The following is a 14,335-nucleotide window of genomic DNA, read 5'->3' on the forward strand; positions in this document are numbered from 1 at the left end:
TTTGGCGAAGGTCCCAGCATGGAACGATGCCGCGCACCGTGCCGGAACAGGCGGGTTATCAGGCCCGCAAAAAGGTCAAGAACTGTTCATCCGCTACCATGGAGGGAAGGCAGAGGGCGGCGGGCATACAGTATGGACATGGTATCATGCAAGACGCAGGAAAAGGGGGAGGCAGTTTTTCCGGCATTGACGGCGTCGGAAATGAGGGCATAATCCCCTCGTTCTGTCTCGCGGCCTTCTGTTATGGAAACAGTGTTTCCACAAAAGACGGCCTTGCTGCGCTGTATGGTATCGACCATAAGCCCCTCTATAACGGGTGCGGAGCCGAAATTTCCACATAAATCGTTATAATGGCTGTTTTGTGCCCTTTGCAGAGGACACCATTGCACCCCAGAAACAGGCAGGAACGGGATCATGACCGCACATACACACAGCAGGGATGGCCAGAGCCGTGTTGTGTATCTGGATGCCAACGCCACAGAACCATTGCGTCCACAGGCAAGGGACGCACTGCTTGAAGCGGCGGACATGACGGGAAACCCCTCATCCGTGCACAGGACGGGCCGTATGGCGCGGGCCGTGCTGGAAAGCGCGCGGGATACCGTGGCCCAGATGTTCGAGGTTGAACCGCTGAACTGTATTTTTACCTCAGGCGGCACGGAAGCCAATGTGTTGGCCATGCACGGTCTGGGGCAGGGACGTCGTTTTCTAGTGGGCGCGACGGAACATGATGCCGTGCGCAAAGGTGTTCTGGAGGGAGCACTGGTTAACTGGCTGCCGGTTAACCCCAATGGGCAGGTAGAACTGGACGCATTGGAGGCGGCCTTGGCGGCGGACGAGTCGCCTGCCTTTGTGTGCCTGATGCTGGCCAATAATGAGACAGGTGTGCTGCACCCGTTGGCGGAAGTGGCAGCACTTTGCCAGCGTTATGGGGCGCACCTGCATGTGGATGCCGTGCAGGCAGCCGGACGAATGGCGTTTTCCGTCGCAACCATTGGTGCGCAGAGTGTTGCGATTTCCGGCCACAAGATTGGGGGCCCAAAAGGCGCGGGGGCCCTGCTGCTGGCTGGCCCTGCTCCGGCACGGGTAGCCCCCTTGTTTGAAGGCGGAGGGCAGGAACAGGGGCGGCGGGGCGGCACACAGCCATTGCCAGCCATTGCCGGGCTTGCTGCCGCTTTGAAAGCTGCGGTTGAAACTCCGCGTGACCTCAGTCCTTTGCGCAACCGGCTGGAGCAGGCGGCAGTAGCGGCAGGCGCTGTGGTGTGTGGGGCGGAAGCGCCGCGTCTGGGCAACACAACCTCACTGGCGCTGCCCGGACGGCGGGCCCAAGGGCAGTTGATGCGGCTTGATCTGGCCAATATCTGCGTATCGGCAGGCTCCGCGTGCTCCTCGGGCAAGGTGGCGTTTTCCCATGTCTTGCAGGCCATGGGGCTGGACACTCTGGCTGGAGAGGCGATTCGTGTGTCTCTGCCCTGGAATGTGCAGGAACAGGACATAGATAGGTTTATTCAGGCTTATGTTGGTATGGCGCAAAGTGCCTCCCCGGTTCTGGGGCTATAAGATACCGGCTGCTGGCTGTTCAAAAAGTCTTTCCGCAGACGTCTGATGGGGGACCAAATGGAAGAACTCTATTTCGATCACGCTGCGACCACCCCTTGTGACCCGCGGGTACAGGCTGTGATGATGGCGGCCCTTGAGCAGGAAAACGGCAACCCCCACAGCGCGACACACGACTCGGGCCGGAGAGCGGCTGCACTGGTGGAGGCAGCGCGGCAGCAGGTGGCCGATCTTCTGGCAGCCGACAGCCGTGAGATTATTTTTACGTCCGGAGCGACAGAGGCCAATAATCTGGCCATCAAGGGCGCAGCCCGGCATCTTGCCGCACAGGGTAGCCCGCGCAAACGCATCATTACAGTGGCGACCGAGCATAAATGCGTGCTGGAAAGCGTGCGTGATCTCGCCGCAGAAGGATTCGACCCCGTTATTCTGCCGGTGCAGCCTGACGGCCAACTTGCGCCCGATGTGCTGGCGTGCGCACTGGAAATTCCGACGGCGCTAGTCTCCCTCATGGCGGCCAATAATGAAACCGGCGTGCTACAGGATTTCACGACTCTGGCGCCTCTTGTGCAGAAGGCAGGGGCACTTCTGCATGCGGATCTGGCACAGGCAGCAGGCAAGATACCGATAGATGTCTCAGCCATGGGGCTGGCTCTGGCCTCGGTCTCTTCCCATAAACTGTATGGCCCGAAAGGTGCCGGGGCGTTGTATGTGCGGCGGCGGCCCCGTGTGCGGTTGGAACCGCTGTTTTCCGGTGGCGGGCAGGAGCGCGGCTTGCGCTCCGGCACATTGCCCGGCTTTTTGCTGGCCGGATTTGGGGAGGCCTGTCGTATTGCGCGGGAAGAGATGGCGAAGGATGCCACCCATCTGGCGACTCTGCGGAGTCTCTTCATGCAACGGTTGACGGAGCGCCTGCCGGGTGTTGGCATCAACGCGGAAAATGCGCCCCATTTGCCCGGCCTGTTCAGTGTGCGTCTACCAGCCGGGCTACGCGCGCTTGATGTGCTGGAGGCCGCAACAGGCATTGCCGCCTCGCTTGGTTCGGCCTGTTCCTCGGCTGAACTGGCACCGTCCTATGTACTGGAAGCCATGGGTTTAACGCGGGAAGAAGCGGGAAGAAGCTTGCGTCTCTCCCCCGGACGTTTTACCTCACCCGCCGAGGCGGAGCGTGCGGCGGATGTGCTGGCGCAGGCCGCCCTGCGGGTACGCGGCCAACGCATGCCCGAAGAGACCGCATGCGTGTGACCCTCACCGCAGTTGAGACAGCCTGGCAGGATATAAAGACGAATGCCCCAGATGACGTTTGTTGAGCAGGACGGAACAGAGCGTACGGTTGATGCGCCGCTTGGCCTTTCCGTACTGGAAATTGCCCATAAGCACGGTATTGATCTTGAAGGTGCCTGCGAGGGCTCTCTGGCTTGCGCCACCTGTCACGTGATTGTTGATCCGTCCTGGGCGCCGAAGCTCAATACGCCGACGGATGACGAAGAAGATATGCTTGATCTGGCGTTCGGGCTTGAAAAAACTTCTCGCCTTGGGTGCCAGATCGTCATGACCGAAGATTTGAACGGGCTGGTGGTGCGTCTGCCGCGCACGGCCTGACCACACACCGTTTAACGTAAGAAAGGGAGCGCCCATGCGCATTCTTGTGGCCATGTCCGGGGGGGTGGACAGTTCCGTGGTTGCCGCCCGCCTTCAGGCAGAGGGGCACGAGGTGATAGGCGCCACCCTCCAGCTTTATGATTCGCGCGGAGCCGCCAAAAAGGGGGCCTGCTGCGCGGGGCAGGATATCCGTGATGCTCGGGCTGTGGCTGATCGTCTTGGTTTCCCGCATTATGTGATTGATGCTGAGCGACGCTTTCAGGACAGCGTGATAGAGCGTTTTGCCGATGCCTATGCGGCGGGTGAAACACCTGTGCCCTGCGTGGCCTGCAATCAGGGCGTGAAATTTACTGATCTTCTGGGGTTGGCCAAGGAAATCGGCGCGGATGCCATGGCCACAGGCCATTACGTGCGGCGCGTGGAAGGCCCCGATGGCGTGGAATTGCACCGCCCGGTGGACAGCGCGCGGGATCAGTCCTGGTTTCTGTTTGCCACCACGCGCGAACAGCTTGCGTTTCTGCGCTTCCCCCTAGGCGATATGCCAGACAAGGGTGCCGTAAGGGCGGAAGCGGAAAAGTTTGGTCTGATTGTTGCAGGCAAGCCCGACAGCCAGGATCTCTGCTTTGTCAGTGACGGATCCTATGTGGATCTGGTTGAGCGCATGCATCCGGAAATGGCCGGGCCTGGCGAAATTGTGGACAGCGCCGGGCAGGTTGTGGGCCACCATGAGGGCGTGATGCGCTTTACCGTGGGGCAGAGCAAACGGCTGGGCAATGCGGCGCGCCTGAATGGTGAGCGTCAGATGGTGGTGGGCGTGGAACCGGGCCGCCGCCGTGTGATTATCGGCCCGCGTGAGCACTCTTTTGTCAGTTCTCTTTCCGTGCGGGATGTCAACTGGCTGGTGGATGCGCCGCCGGAGGGCCTTGTCTGCCATGTGCAAATGCGCGCGCGGGAAGTGCCGCGTCCGGCCCGGGTTATTCCCACGGCAGACGGGGCGCTGGTGCAACTGACCGAACCGGCAATGCCTGCGCCCGGTCAGGCCTGTGTGTTTTATGATGGCAGCCGTATTCTGGGCGGTGGTTTTATCCGCCGGGAAGCAGCCGCCTCGGCAGCCTGAGGGAGAGACAGCATGGCAGATGGTCGTCTTGTTATCGGCACGCAGCGTTATTCATCATGGTCTCTGCGTGGGTGGCTTATGGTGAAGCTGGCAGGGCTGAACGTCGCCACACAGGTTGTTCCGCTTGAAGGGGCTGGCCAGACCAAGGCGCTTAAAACCCTTTCTCCCAACGGGTGCGTTCCCTATCTGGAGCACAACGGGGCGCAGGTGTGGGATTCGCTTTCCATTGCTGAATATTGTGCGGAGCATGCCCCGACCCTGTGGCCTGCGGACCGGTGCGAGCGTGCTGTTGCCAGGTCTCTCTCGGCGGAAATGCATTCGGGGTTTCGTGGCGTACGCTCCACATTCCCCATGAATCTGGGGCGGGATGCTCGTCCTCTGGCAACACCCCTTGATGCGGATGTTCTGAAAGATATTGCGCGTATTGATGCCATCTGGACCGATGCACGTAAGCGTTATGGTCAGGGTGGGCCCTTCCTGTTCGGGGCGCAGTTCGGCAATGTGGATGCCATGTTCGCGCCGGTTGTCTCGCGCTTTTTGTCCTATTCCGTGCCAGCGCTTTCCGAGACGTCTCTGGCCTATATGCAGGCAGTGCGTCATCATCCCCTGATGCAGGAATGGTACGAGGCTGCGGCGCGTGAGCCGGAAGCGTGGCATCTGGACATGTACGAATCCATTGCGTGATCCCTGACGGGAGGCATCAGACTTATGATGTCGATGCAGGCTTCTGCCTCAAGACCACAGGATGAGGACGCAATGCCGTTGAAGGTGATGACTGTCCTGCCACCGAGAGAGCGCTTTGCGGTGGGGGAGGCTGGTGCAATTTCTCTGCTGGTGCAGCGCATGGCTGCGCCGGGAGAAATTGTGGTGGGGTTGCCGCCGGACAGCGCACCCTTTGCTGGTATTTTTTTTCTGCCCGTGCAGCGCGTTTTTCGGCCTTTCAGCCGTATTCACCGTTATGCTGGTGGGGTGGCGCGTCTGGCACGGCAGGTGCAGCCTGATCTGCTGGAAGTGCATAATCGTCCGGATGTGGCGCTTGCCTTGCGCAAACTGTGCCCTACCGTGCCGGTTGTACTGGTGCTGCATAATGATCCCTGTGGCATGCGGCGCGCGCGAACATCGGGGGAGCGCGACAAGCTGGGGCAGGCGGTCGCCATTGTGGCTGTGTCAGAATGGGTGCGTTCGCGCTTTGTCAGCCAGAATGTCAAAGCCTGTGTACGGGTTCTGCCCAATAGTTTGACTATGGCCTCTCTCCCCGCCCAACCGGACCAGCGGGAAAAACGCCTGCTGTTTGCAGGCCGGGTTGTGGCGGACAAAGGGGCCGATGCGTTTGTTGCGGCCTGTGCCCAGCTTCTGCCCCGGTACCCGGAATGGCGGGCGGATATGATCGGTGCAGACCGTTTTGGCCCGGATTCGCCAGAGACCCCCTTTCTGGCAGCACTCCGCCCCAAGGCGATTGAAGCAGGGGTAGTATTGCATGGCTACCAACCGCATGAGGTCGTGTTGAACGCCATGGCGCATGACGCCATTGTGGTTGTGCCCAGCCGTTGGCCGGAGCCTTTTGGCATGTCCGCGCTGGAAGCCATGGGATGCGGGGCCGCCCTTGTCGCATCACGCAAAGGCAGCCTGCCCGATGTTGTGGGCGATACAGGCCTGTATGCAGACCCGGATGATCTTCCCAAACTGGTTCAGGTTATTGAGCGCTTGATGCTGGATGAACCGCTGCGCCAGACCTTGGGGCAGGATGCCCGTCAGCGGGCGTGGTTGTTTGATACAACCATCGTGCGTGAAAAGCGGCGTCTTCTGCATCAGGACATTGTGCGGGAATGGCGCTGGAAAGGCACCTTCCACGCCTGAAAGATAATTTTGAAAATTTACTCAGACTCGGCGAATAGGTCTTTTTTCGCAGGATAAGAGGGGTTTCAAAGGAGTCGCCCCGATTCTACCCACAGTTCCATCCACAGGCTTGTAACGCCGCTTGCATACCCTTGCGAGGTGGGGCGACGGCCTTCACTGGTGGCGTAAAAGGCAACGTCAGGCTACGTGCCAGCAGGTGAAGCCCCTCCGGATGGGGCGCCCCGTAAAGTGTATCGCCTACAATGTGCCAGCCCATGGCGGCGCAATGGACTCGGGCCTGATGGGTCCGGCCCGTGTGCAGATGAAGTTCCAGCCAGCAGAGTGAGTCTGATCGACCCAACACGCGCCAGGACGTTCGGGCAGGAGTGCCTTTTTCGCTGGTGATCATCCGCCAACCGCTGCGATCTGTCTGTTTGAGAAGAGGCAGATCAATTTCGCCAGTATCGTCCTTGGGGCCGCCTTGAACAACGGCCCAGTAGGTTTTCTGCGCTGTCCTGCTGGCAAAAGCCTGTTGCATGGCCAGCAAGGGTTGCTTGCGCAGCGCAATGGCCAGACAGCCGGATGTTTCCGTATCCAGCCTGTGGGCCAGCCATGGTCCATCCTTACGCCGCGACAGAAGTGGAAAGCAGTCTTCCACACAGGGGCCTCCTTTCGGCCCTGCATGCACAGGGATACCCGCCGGTTTGTCCAGAATCACCACATGCTGATCCTGATACAGCACGGAGAGAGGAAAGGGCGGAGCTGAAAGGGTGCTCATTCCTCGCGGGCGGACCCCACCAGCACCTTGCGGCGGCCTACATGGTCGGCCCGGCTGATAATGCCTTCCTTTTCCATCTGTTCAATCAGCTTGGCGGCGCGGTTGTAGCCAATGGAGAGGTGCCGCTGCACGAAGGAGGTCGAGGCTTTCCCTTCCCGCGTTACAATGGCTACGGCTTCATCATACATGTCTGATTCGCCGCTATCTCCGCCGCCCGACTTGCCGCCGCCAGCGGGCGCTTCTTCCACGGGTTCGGCCAGCACGTCATCATCGTAAATGGGTTCGCCCTGTTCTTTCAGGAAGCTGACAACCTGCTCCACTTCGCTATCGGCCACAAACGGACCGTGCACGCGGGTAATGCGGCCGCCCCCCTGCATGAACAGCATGTCACCCTGGCCCAGCAATTGTTCCGCACCCTGTTCACCCAGAATGGTGCGGCTATCAAACTTGCTGATCACCTGAAAGGAGATACGGGTGGGGAAGTTGGCCTTGATGGTGCCGGTAATCACATCCACGGAGGGGCGCTGCGTGGCCATGATCACATGGATGCCAGCCGCACGCGCTTTCTGGGCCAGACGCTGCACACACGCGTCAATTTCCTTGCCGGCGGTCATCATCAGATCCGCCATTTCGTCAATAATCACGACGATATAGGGCATCGGGTCCAGCGTGACGGATTGTTCCTCAAACACGGGGTTGCCGGTTTCAGGGTCAAAGCCCGTCTGCACACGGCGTACCACCACTTCACCATCAGCACGGGCTTCGGCCGCGCGGGCATTATAGCCGGCAATGTTTCGCACCTGCATATGCGCCATGGTGCGGTAGCGGCGGTCCATTTCACGCACCACCCATTTCAGGGCGTTCACGGCTTTTGGGGGTTCTGTCACAACCGGGGTGAGCAGGTGCGGAATGCCATCGTAAATGGAAAGTTCCAGCACCTTGGGGTCAATCATGATCAGGCGGCATTCATCGGGGGAAAGCCGATAAAGCAGCGAGAGGATCATGGCGTTTACGCCAACCGATTTCCCTGAACCCGTGGTGCCCGCAACAAGCAGATGCGGCATGCGGGCCAGATCACTGAACACGGGCTCGCCCGCAATGTCTTTCCCCAGAGCAAGGGAGAGGTGGGCGGGATCATTCTGCCAATCCGGCTGGCTGAGCAGTTCAGAAAGATAAACTGTCTCGCGTGTCTGGTTTGGTACTTCAATACCAATCACATTCCGCCCGGGCACGGTGGCGATACGAACACTCAGAACCGAGAGCGAGCGCGCAACGTCATCCGCCAGCCCGATCACACGGGCGGAACGGATACCGGCAGCGGGTTCCAGTTCATAAAGCGTGACCACAGGGCCAGCGCTCATGCCCACAATGGTTCCCTGCACACCGTAATCAGAGAGCACCTGTTCCAGCAGGCGCGCCGTGGCGTTCAGTGCTTCGGCGGAGGGGCCATATTGCGTGTGGGCGGGGGCTGGTTTCAGCAGATCAAGGGGTGGCAGTTCCCAGCCGCCTTTCTTGGCAGATACGGCGGGAGCCTTGGGCGTGCTGGGTCCGGTTGCGTTTTCCTTACCTGTAAACAGGCGACCCAACAGGCCGCTTTTGGGGGCTGGGGCTGCGGCCGTTACAGGGTGCGGTGCAACAGCAGGAGTGGGGGCTGGTGCTGGTGCTGGTGGCTCACGCAGGGCTGGAGCGGTAGAACCTGCACTAGGTGAGACTGCCGGTGCGTCTTCTTCCCGCAGGGCCAGAGCAGTGCCAGGGGGAATATGGTCAGGAAGTGAGAGATCATCTTCCTCTTCTTCCTGCGAAAAAAGGGAGTGGGCAGAGGTTCTGCTTGCCGCGTAGGAGGTCTCCTCCGCGGTGGCAAAACGGCCTGCCGTACCAATGGGAGCTTCCTCCTCACGCGGTTTGCGGCTGGCATAATAGCGTACAAAGCGCATACCGAGCTGGCCCGGCAGACGGAGCACAACCATCACCCCGTGCCATAGCGTTGCCCATTCCTGACGGCGCAGCCCGGTGCCCAGCGCCAGAAGCAGGCATGACAGAAGCAGACCGAGAATCCACACCAGCATGCCACCAGCGGGACCAATGGCGGCTGTTCCGGCGGAAAGAGAAGTCTGGGCGATGGAAAACCCGATACCACCGCCAATGCCAGCTTCTGTGGGCCAATGCATGGGGGGGAGGGCAGTAAACAGAAGGGGGATGGCGGCCAGCAGGGCCCCGCTTACCGGCAGAAGGCAGAGGATAGCCAGAAAGCGCAAGCCAAACACCACAAGGGATTCATGGCCCAGCAACCTGTGGCTCATGAAGCGCCAGCCCCATGCCATCAGAATAAAGGCAGGCAGCACGGCTGCCATGCCAATACCTTGCAGCAACGTGTCTGACAGCACAGCGCCCACCATGCCAAGCAGGTTGGTGGGGGGCTGGCCTGTTGCCGTATTGAAAGAGGGGTCTTTCGGGTTGTACGTGGCCAGAGCAACCAGCAGCGCGCAGGCAAGCACACAGAGAAGGAGACCGCCTCCTTCTTCCAGCCGCAGCCGAAGCGTGCTCTTGTAAGTGGGAAGGACATAGTCTGCAGATCGTGTGTGGCTCGCTCGCGCCAAGGGTCTGGATCCTGACTCCAAAAGGCCCTGAAGATCTTGCAGCCCAAAGGGCAGCCTGTTTCTTTCAGGGCAGTTATCACAAAAACAGCGTTCGGAAACGGTGGCCCAACCTACCGTGAACTTCTGCTGTAAAGAAGGTTTGTAAGGCAGAGTTTTGGCAAAATGCCCGTTTTTTGCGCTTTACCCGAGCAGAAACCACAACCGGAACACCAGTTGCTCCAGTTTTTCATGTCGCCGGAGCTGTTCCATCTCCCGCAGGAGAGAGAATCGGGCAGCAACACCATGCCACCCATGGCGGAGCCCTTTATGAATGGTGTGCAGGCTTTCCTGATTTTCCGGAGTCAGCAATGTCTGGCGGCTGAGCAGATAAAGCGTATTGGCCCGAAAGATATCCATAAACAGGCTGGGGCCGCGCCGCAGGGCCCCCATGGCACGTTGCAGAAAGCGGGCTGGGGCACCCACAGCATTCTGTCCATGCTGCCGGTAAAGCAGAACAGGGTGATTATCTGTCAGGATGTTTCCGCCTGCGCCGGCCACCAGCAGATAGGCCCACCAGTCATGCAGAATATGGGGGGACGCGGGCATGGCTTTTTTCAGGAGATCACAAGCGGCAGGAGAAAGCATGATCGTGCAGCCGGTTGCAATATTCTGTGTGAGAGCCGCCAGAAAAGAGGTGGAGGCTGGCAGGCGTGGAGACAGCCCCAAGGGGGTGAGGTTTTTGTCCGTCAGGGTTTGTCTGGCGCAATAAAGTGCGGCGTGGGTCGCCGGGAGGGCCGCCAGCGCTTTCAGGCCACGCGCTAGTTTGTCCGGAAGCCAGACATCATCCTGATCACAGAATGCCACAGGAACATGCGGTGGAACGGCTGCCAGAAGTTTTGAATAAGACGCTGTTACCCCCAGATGCCGCCCATTGTGAGGGGTGACCAGAATGCAGCGTGTTCCCAGTTTCTGGCTGAAACGCTGCATCAGGGTGAGGGTCGTATCCGTAGAGCCATCATCCCGCCAGTAAAGTACCCAGTTAGTGTGGGTTTGGCCCTCAAGGGAGGCAAGCTGTTCGCTTAAATAGGTTGCTCCATTATAAAGCGAAAGCAGAATAGCAACCGGGCCCTCTGAAAGCCCCGATTGTGCAGGAAAAAGGCGTCCGGGCATGCTGCTCTGACTGTTATCCTGCACTCGGGGTCCTCTGACAGGGGGATGAAAAGACTGCTTCCGTAACGTAGTCAGAAGCAGTGGGTGCCTTTTTTTACTCAGGCTGCCGGGGTCTGGGCAAAAATCTGGTTTACAACCTGCCTCACGCTTTCTTCCCACGCGGGCATGGTTACGCCAAATACACGGGTGAGCTTGGAATTGTCCATCCGTGAATCAGCAGGCCGTTTGGCGGGAGTAGGCCAATCTTCTGTCCGAATGGCTGTAACTGTGGGCATGGGTTGCCCATGGTCAGCCGCATCTTTCAGTGCTTCTACCGCCAGACCGTGCCATGTGGTTTCACCTGTTCCGCACACATGGTAGATCCCGGCAAAATCATCTTTCCAGCCGTCTTTTTCGAGAATGGCAAGAACGGAAAGAATGGCGCGCGCCAGATCATCGGAACTGGTGGGATTGCCTTTCTGGTCCCCGACCACTTTCAGAGCCGGATTTTTGGCTCCTGCGTTCAGCATGGTGCGAACAAAGTTCTTGCCATGAGCCGAATACACCCAGGATGTCCGGAAAATCAGGGTCTTGGGATTGGCAGCCAGTGCCTGTTTTTCGCCTTCAGCCTTTGTGCTGCCATAAACCGTGTCAGGGGAGACCGCATCTGTTTCCACATACGGTGTGCCTTTGTCTCCGGAAAAGACGTAATCTGTGGAAACATGGATCAGCGGAATATTCTGCTGGGCGCACAGGCGGGCCAGTTCTGCCGGACCACTCGTGTTGGCGCGGGCAGCCGCTTCAGGTTCCTTTTCCGCCAGATCAACAGCAGTCCAGGCTGCGGCATTGACTACGGCAACCGGTTTGACGGCTTCCAGCGTGGCAGCCAATGTTTCAGGTTTGTCAAAATCAAAACCGGGACGTCCAACGCAATGAATGCGCGGACCGCCAAGCGTGATCAGAGATGTTGCAAGCTGCCCGGTGCCACCGGTGACCAGAATGGGACCACCTTCAGATGCCAGAATGCTCATGACGTGCTCCCGTTCTTAAAATTGAAACCAGCTTTTGGCGGCAGAAAATTCCGGTGCTTCCAGATCTTTTTCTGACAAAATGGCGTCTTCAGGTTTGACAGGCCAGTCAATGGCCAGTTCCGCACTGTTCCAGATTACCGCCCGTTCAGAAGCCTTGTTGTAAAGGCCGGTGCATTTGTACTGAACTTCCGCGTTTTCAGTCAGGGTGCAGAAACCGTGCAGGAAGCCCGGCGGAATCCAGAGCTGGGACCAGTTTTCTTCTGACAGTTCAGCCGCAACCCATTTGCCATAGGTCGGGGAGCCAGTGCGGGCATCAATTGCGACATCCCAGATGGCCCCTTTGGTGCAGCGTACCAGTTTTCCCTGAGCATATGGTTCAAGCTGGCAATGCAGGCCACGAACAACACCTTTCTGGCGGGAAAGGCTCTGGTTATCCTGAACGAATGGCTGGGTAATGCCTGCGTCACGCATGCGGTCGATATTGTAGGTTTCGGAGAAGAACCCCCGATTGTCTCCAAAGCGCGGCGGCGTAACAAGGATGACGTCCGGAATGGCGAGACGATCAACTTTCATGAAGGCAGATCTCCAGAAATTAAGACTGGCATAAAATTAAGGCGGGCATAGAAAAAAGGGCTGCCTGATCAGCAGCCCACGGGAGCAGAATCGGCAACCTGCATCAGCAGGCGGCCCAGTTCGGTTTTGATCATGCGCTGTGCATGAGCCCGCAACTGGTCTGCATCAATAAAGCCCATGCGATAGGCGACTTCAGCCGGAGAACCGACCAGCATGCCCTGACGTGCCTGAATGGTATGCACAAACTGACCGGCTTCCATCAGGCTGTCGGGAATGCCGGCATCCAGCCAAGCGCAGCCACGGCCAAGGCGGTCAACATGCAGGGATCCTTCTTCCAGATAGAAGCGGTTGAGATCCGTAATTTCCAGTTCACCACGGGCAGAGGGCTTCACTCGTTTTGCAAAGTCCAGCACCCGGTTATCGTAGAAATAGAGTCCGGTCACCGCCCAGTTGGAGGGGGCTTCCTTCGGTTTTTCCACAATGCTCAGGGCCCGGCCTGTGCTGTCAAAGGTGACCACGCCGTAGCGTTCTGGATCACGTACCTGATAAGCAAAGACCGTAGCGCCCGTCGGGCGGAGGGCCGCAGTTTGCAGGGCGGCGCTCAGGTGGTCAGCAAAAATAAGGTTATCGCCCAAAGCCAGTGCACAGGGGGCGTTCCCCAACCAGTCTTCCGCAATCAGGAACGCCTGCGGAATACCATCGGGAGAAGCCTGTACCCGGTATTCAAACCGTACGCCGAACTGGGACCCATCTCCCAGAAGGCGTTTGAACTGCGGCAGGTCAGCAGGTGTGCTGATGATCATGATATCCTTGATGCCCGCCAGCATGAGCGTGGAGAGCGGATAATAGACCATCGGTTTATCATAAACCGGCAGCAACTGTTTGCTGGCAGCCAGAGTCATGGGGTACAGGCGCGTGCCGGAACCACCGGCCAGCAGGATGCCCTTCATGGGCGTGGCGACTGCGGGTTTCTGTGTCATTCTGCGGCGGTTCCCAGGCGGTTTCCGGTATAGCGGCGGGCGCGGATAGCTTCCCACCAGTCACGATTATCCAGATACCACTGCACGGTACGGCGGATTCCGGTTTCAAAATCATGCTTGGCTTTCCAGTCCAGCGCCTGTTCGGCATGGGACGGATCAATTTCATACCGGAAATCATGGCCAGGGCGATCGGATACAAAACGGATCAGACGCTCGCGCGGCCCTGCGGTATCCGGGGCCAGTTCGTCCAGAACGGCGCAGATGGTCTTGACCACTTCCAGATTGCTGCGTGGCTGGCGGGCGCCAATGGCGTATGTTTCGCCCGGCACACCTTTTTCCACGGCCTTGACGAGTGCTTCTGCGTGGTCTTCCACAAACAGCCAGTCCCGCACGTTGGCGCCATCGCCGTAAACAGGCAGTTCCTTGCCTTCAATGGCGTTGATGGTGATCAACGGGATCAGTTTTTCCGGGAAATGCCAGATGCCGTAATTGTTGGTTGTGTTGGTCACAAAAGTGGGCAGACCATAGGTATGGTACCATGCTCGCACCAGATGGTCTGAAGAGGCTTTGCTGGCGGAATAGGGGCTGCGCGGATCGTAAGGCGTAGTTTCCGTGAACGGTGGATCATTGGGTTCCAGTGCACCGAATACTTCGTCGGTTGAAATATGATGGAACCGGAAGGTTTCACGGTCGGCCTTGTCCAGCGTGAGCCAGTATTTCCGTGCTGCTTCAAGCAAGGAATAGGTGCCGACCACGTTGGTCTGGATAAAGACACCAGGGCCATCAATGGAGCGGTCTACATGGCTTTCCGCGGCCAGATGCATCACGGCGTGCGGGCGGAACGTCTCGAACAGACGGCTCATCTCGCTACCATTGACAATATTGGCCCGTGCAAACTCATAGCGTCCGCTGGAGGGGGCATTTTCCACTGTTTCTTCAGAAGCTGCATAGGTCATGCAGTCAACATTGAGAACAGAGTGATCGGTTGACCGAATAATGTGTCGGATTACCGCAGACCCGATAAATCCGCATCCGCCCGTTAATAAGATACGCATAGAGTTTCCGCTTTTGTGGACCAAAGAAAACTTTTAAATTCTTACGTAACAGGCATAACGCAGAAAATTCCCATTCGCCAG

Annotated in this window: 14 protein-coding genes; 6 read left to right on the forward strand and 8 right to left on the reverse strand. The window is 58.6% G+C overall.

What is annotated here, in order from left to right; translation table 11 throughout:
• Positions 1 to 86: 86 nt before the first annotated feature.
• Positions 87 to 299 carry a hypothetical protein gene (locus QWU00_RS08000; RefSeq protein WP_140385826.1) on the reverse strand — a complete coding sequence of 71 codons (213 nt, stop codon included), beginning with the start codon at positions 297 to 299 and terminating at the stop codon, positions 87 to 89.
• A 115-nt stretch (positions 300 to 414) separates the two neighbouring features.
• On the opposite strand from QWU00_RS08000, the gene QWU00_RS08005 reads away from it, so the two are divergent.
• Genes QWU00_RS08005 through QWU00_RS08030 form a run of 6 tightly spaced genes read left to right on the forward strand, consistent with a single transcriptional unit; the run spans position 415 to position 6,133 of the window.
• Positions 415 to 1,560 (forward strand): cysteine desulfurase family protein, encoded by a 1,146-nt coding sequence (locus QWU00_RS08005; protein ID WP_052051591.1) that lies wholly within the window; start codon positions 415 to 417, stop codon positions 1,558 to 1,560.
• A 57-nt stretch (positions 1,561 to 1,617) separates the two neighbouring features.
• Complete coding sequence (locus QWU00_RS08010; RefSeq protein WP_035382607.1) at positions 1,618 to 2,802, forward strand: cysteine desulfurase family protein; 1,185 nt, start codon at positions 1,618 to 1,620, stop codon at positions 2,800 to 2,802.
• Between the two features lie 42 nt (positions 2,803 to 2,844).
• On the forward strand, positions 2,845 to 3,159 hold the full coding sequence (locus QWU00_RS08015; protein WP_006558169.1) for a ferredoxin family 2Fe-2S iron-sulfur cluster binding protein: 315 nt from the start codon (positions 2,845 to 2,847) through the stop codon (positions 3,157 to 3,159).
• Positions 3,160 to 3,193: 34 nt separating this feature from the next.
• Positions 3,194 to 4,276, forward strand: a complete 1,083-nt coding sequence (gene mnmA, locus QWU00_RS08020) for a tRNA 2-thiouridine(34) synthase MnmA (protein WP_006558170.1) — start codon at positions 3,194 to 3,196, stop codon at positions 4,274 to 4,276.
• A gap of 12 nt (positions 4,277 to 4,288) precedes the next feature.
• Positions 4,289 to 4,960 carry a glutathione S-transferase gene (locus QWU00_RS08025; protein WP_035382608.1) on the forward strand — a complete coding sequence of 224 codons (672 nt, stop codon included), beginning with the start codon at positions 4,289 to 4,291 and terminating at the stop codon, positions 4,958 to 4,960.
• Positions 4,961 to 4,993: 33 nt separating this feature from the next.
• Positions 4,994 to 6,133: a glycosyltransferase family 4 protein gene (locus QWU00_RS08030; protein ID WP_052051592.1), complete on the forward strand. Its 1,140-nt coding sequence runs from the start codon at positions 4,994 to 4,996 to the stop codon at positions 6,131 to 6,133.
• Positions 6,134 to 6,218: 85 nt separating this feature from the next.
• Here the strand turns inward: QWU00_RS08030 and QWU00_RS08035 are convergent, their stop codons facing one another.
• The 7 genes from QWU00_RS08035 to rfbB all read right to left on the reverse strand — a co-directional run bounded on the left by QWU00_RS08035 (position 6,219) and on the right by rfbB (position 14,254).
• Positions 6,219 to 6,890 carry an RluA family pseudouridine synthase gene (locus tag QWU00_RS08035; RefSeq protein ID WP_081939165.1) on the reverse strand — a complete coding sequence of 224 codons (672 nt, stop codon included), beginning with the start codon at positions 6,888 to 6,890 and terminating at the stop codon, positions 6,219 to 6,221.
• The gene (locus QWU00_RS08040) at positions 6,887 to 9,487 is read right to left on the reverse strand and encodes an FtsK/SpoIIIE family DNA translocase (protein WP_035382611.1); all 2,601 of its coding nucleotides are present in this window, start codon (positions 9,485 to 9,487) and stop codon (positions 6,887 to 6,889) included. The genes QWU00_RS08035 and QWU00_RS08040 overlap by 4 nt, the downstream gene beginning before the upstream one ends.
• 180 nt (positions 9,488 to 9,667) lie before the next feature.
• Positions 9,668 to 10,636 (reverse strand): glycosyltransferase family 2 protein, encoded by a 969-nt coding sequence (locus tag QWU00_RS08045; protein WP_052051593.1) that lies wholly within the window; start codon positions 10,634 to 10,636, stop codon positions 9,668 to 9,670.
• A 98-nt stretch (positions 10,637 to 10,734) separates the two neighbouring features.
• Positions 10,735 to 11,646, reverse strand: coding sequence for a dTDP-4-dehydrorhamnose reductase (rfbD, locus tag QWU00_RS08050; protein WP_035382612.1), 912 nt, complete (start codon positions 11,644 to 11,646; stop codon positions 10,735 to 10,737).
• Between the two features lie 15 nt (positions 11,647 to 11,661).
• Positions 11,662 to 12,219 carry a dTDP-4-dehydrorhamnose 3,5-epimerase gene (gene rfbC, locus QWU00_RS08055; RefSeq protein ID WP_035382613.1) on the reverse strand — a complete coding sequence of 186 codons (558 nt, stop codon included), beginning with the start codon at positions 12,217 to 12,219 and terminating at the stop codon, positions 11,662 to 11,664.
• A gap of 68 nt (positions 12,220 to 12,287) precedes the next feature.
• Entirely contained in the window at positions 12,288 to 13,199 is a 912-nt protein-coding gene (gene rfbA, locus QWU00_RS08060; RefSeq protein ID WP_035382614.1) for a glucose-1-phosphate thymidylyltransferase RfbA, read from the reverse strand.
• Positions 13,196 to 14,254: a dTDP-glucose 4,6-dehydratase gene (gene rfbB, locus QWU00_RS08065; protein ID WP_035382616.1), complete on the reverse strand. Its 1,059-nt coding sequence runs from the start codon at positions 14,252 to 14,254 to the stop codon at positions 13,196 to 13,198. Before rfbB ends, rfbA begins: the two co-directional genes overlap by 4 nt.
• Positions 14,255 to 14,335: the final 81 nt, after the last annotated feature.

Source organism: Acetobacter tropicalis (assembly GCF_030644465.1).
GTDB lineage: Bacteria > Pseudomonadota > Alphaproteobacteria > Acetobacterales > Acetobacteraceae > Acetobacter > Acetobacter tropicalis.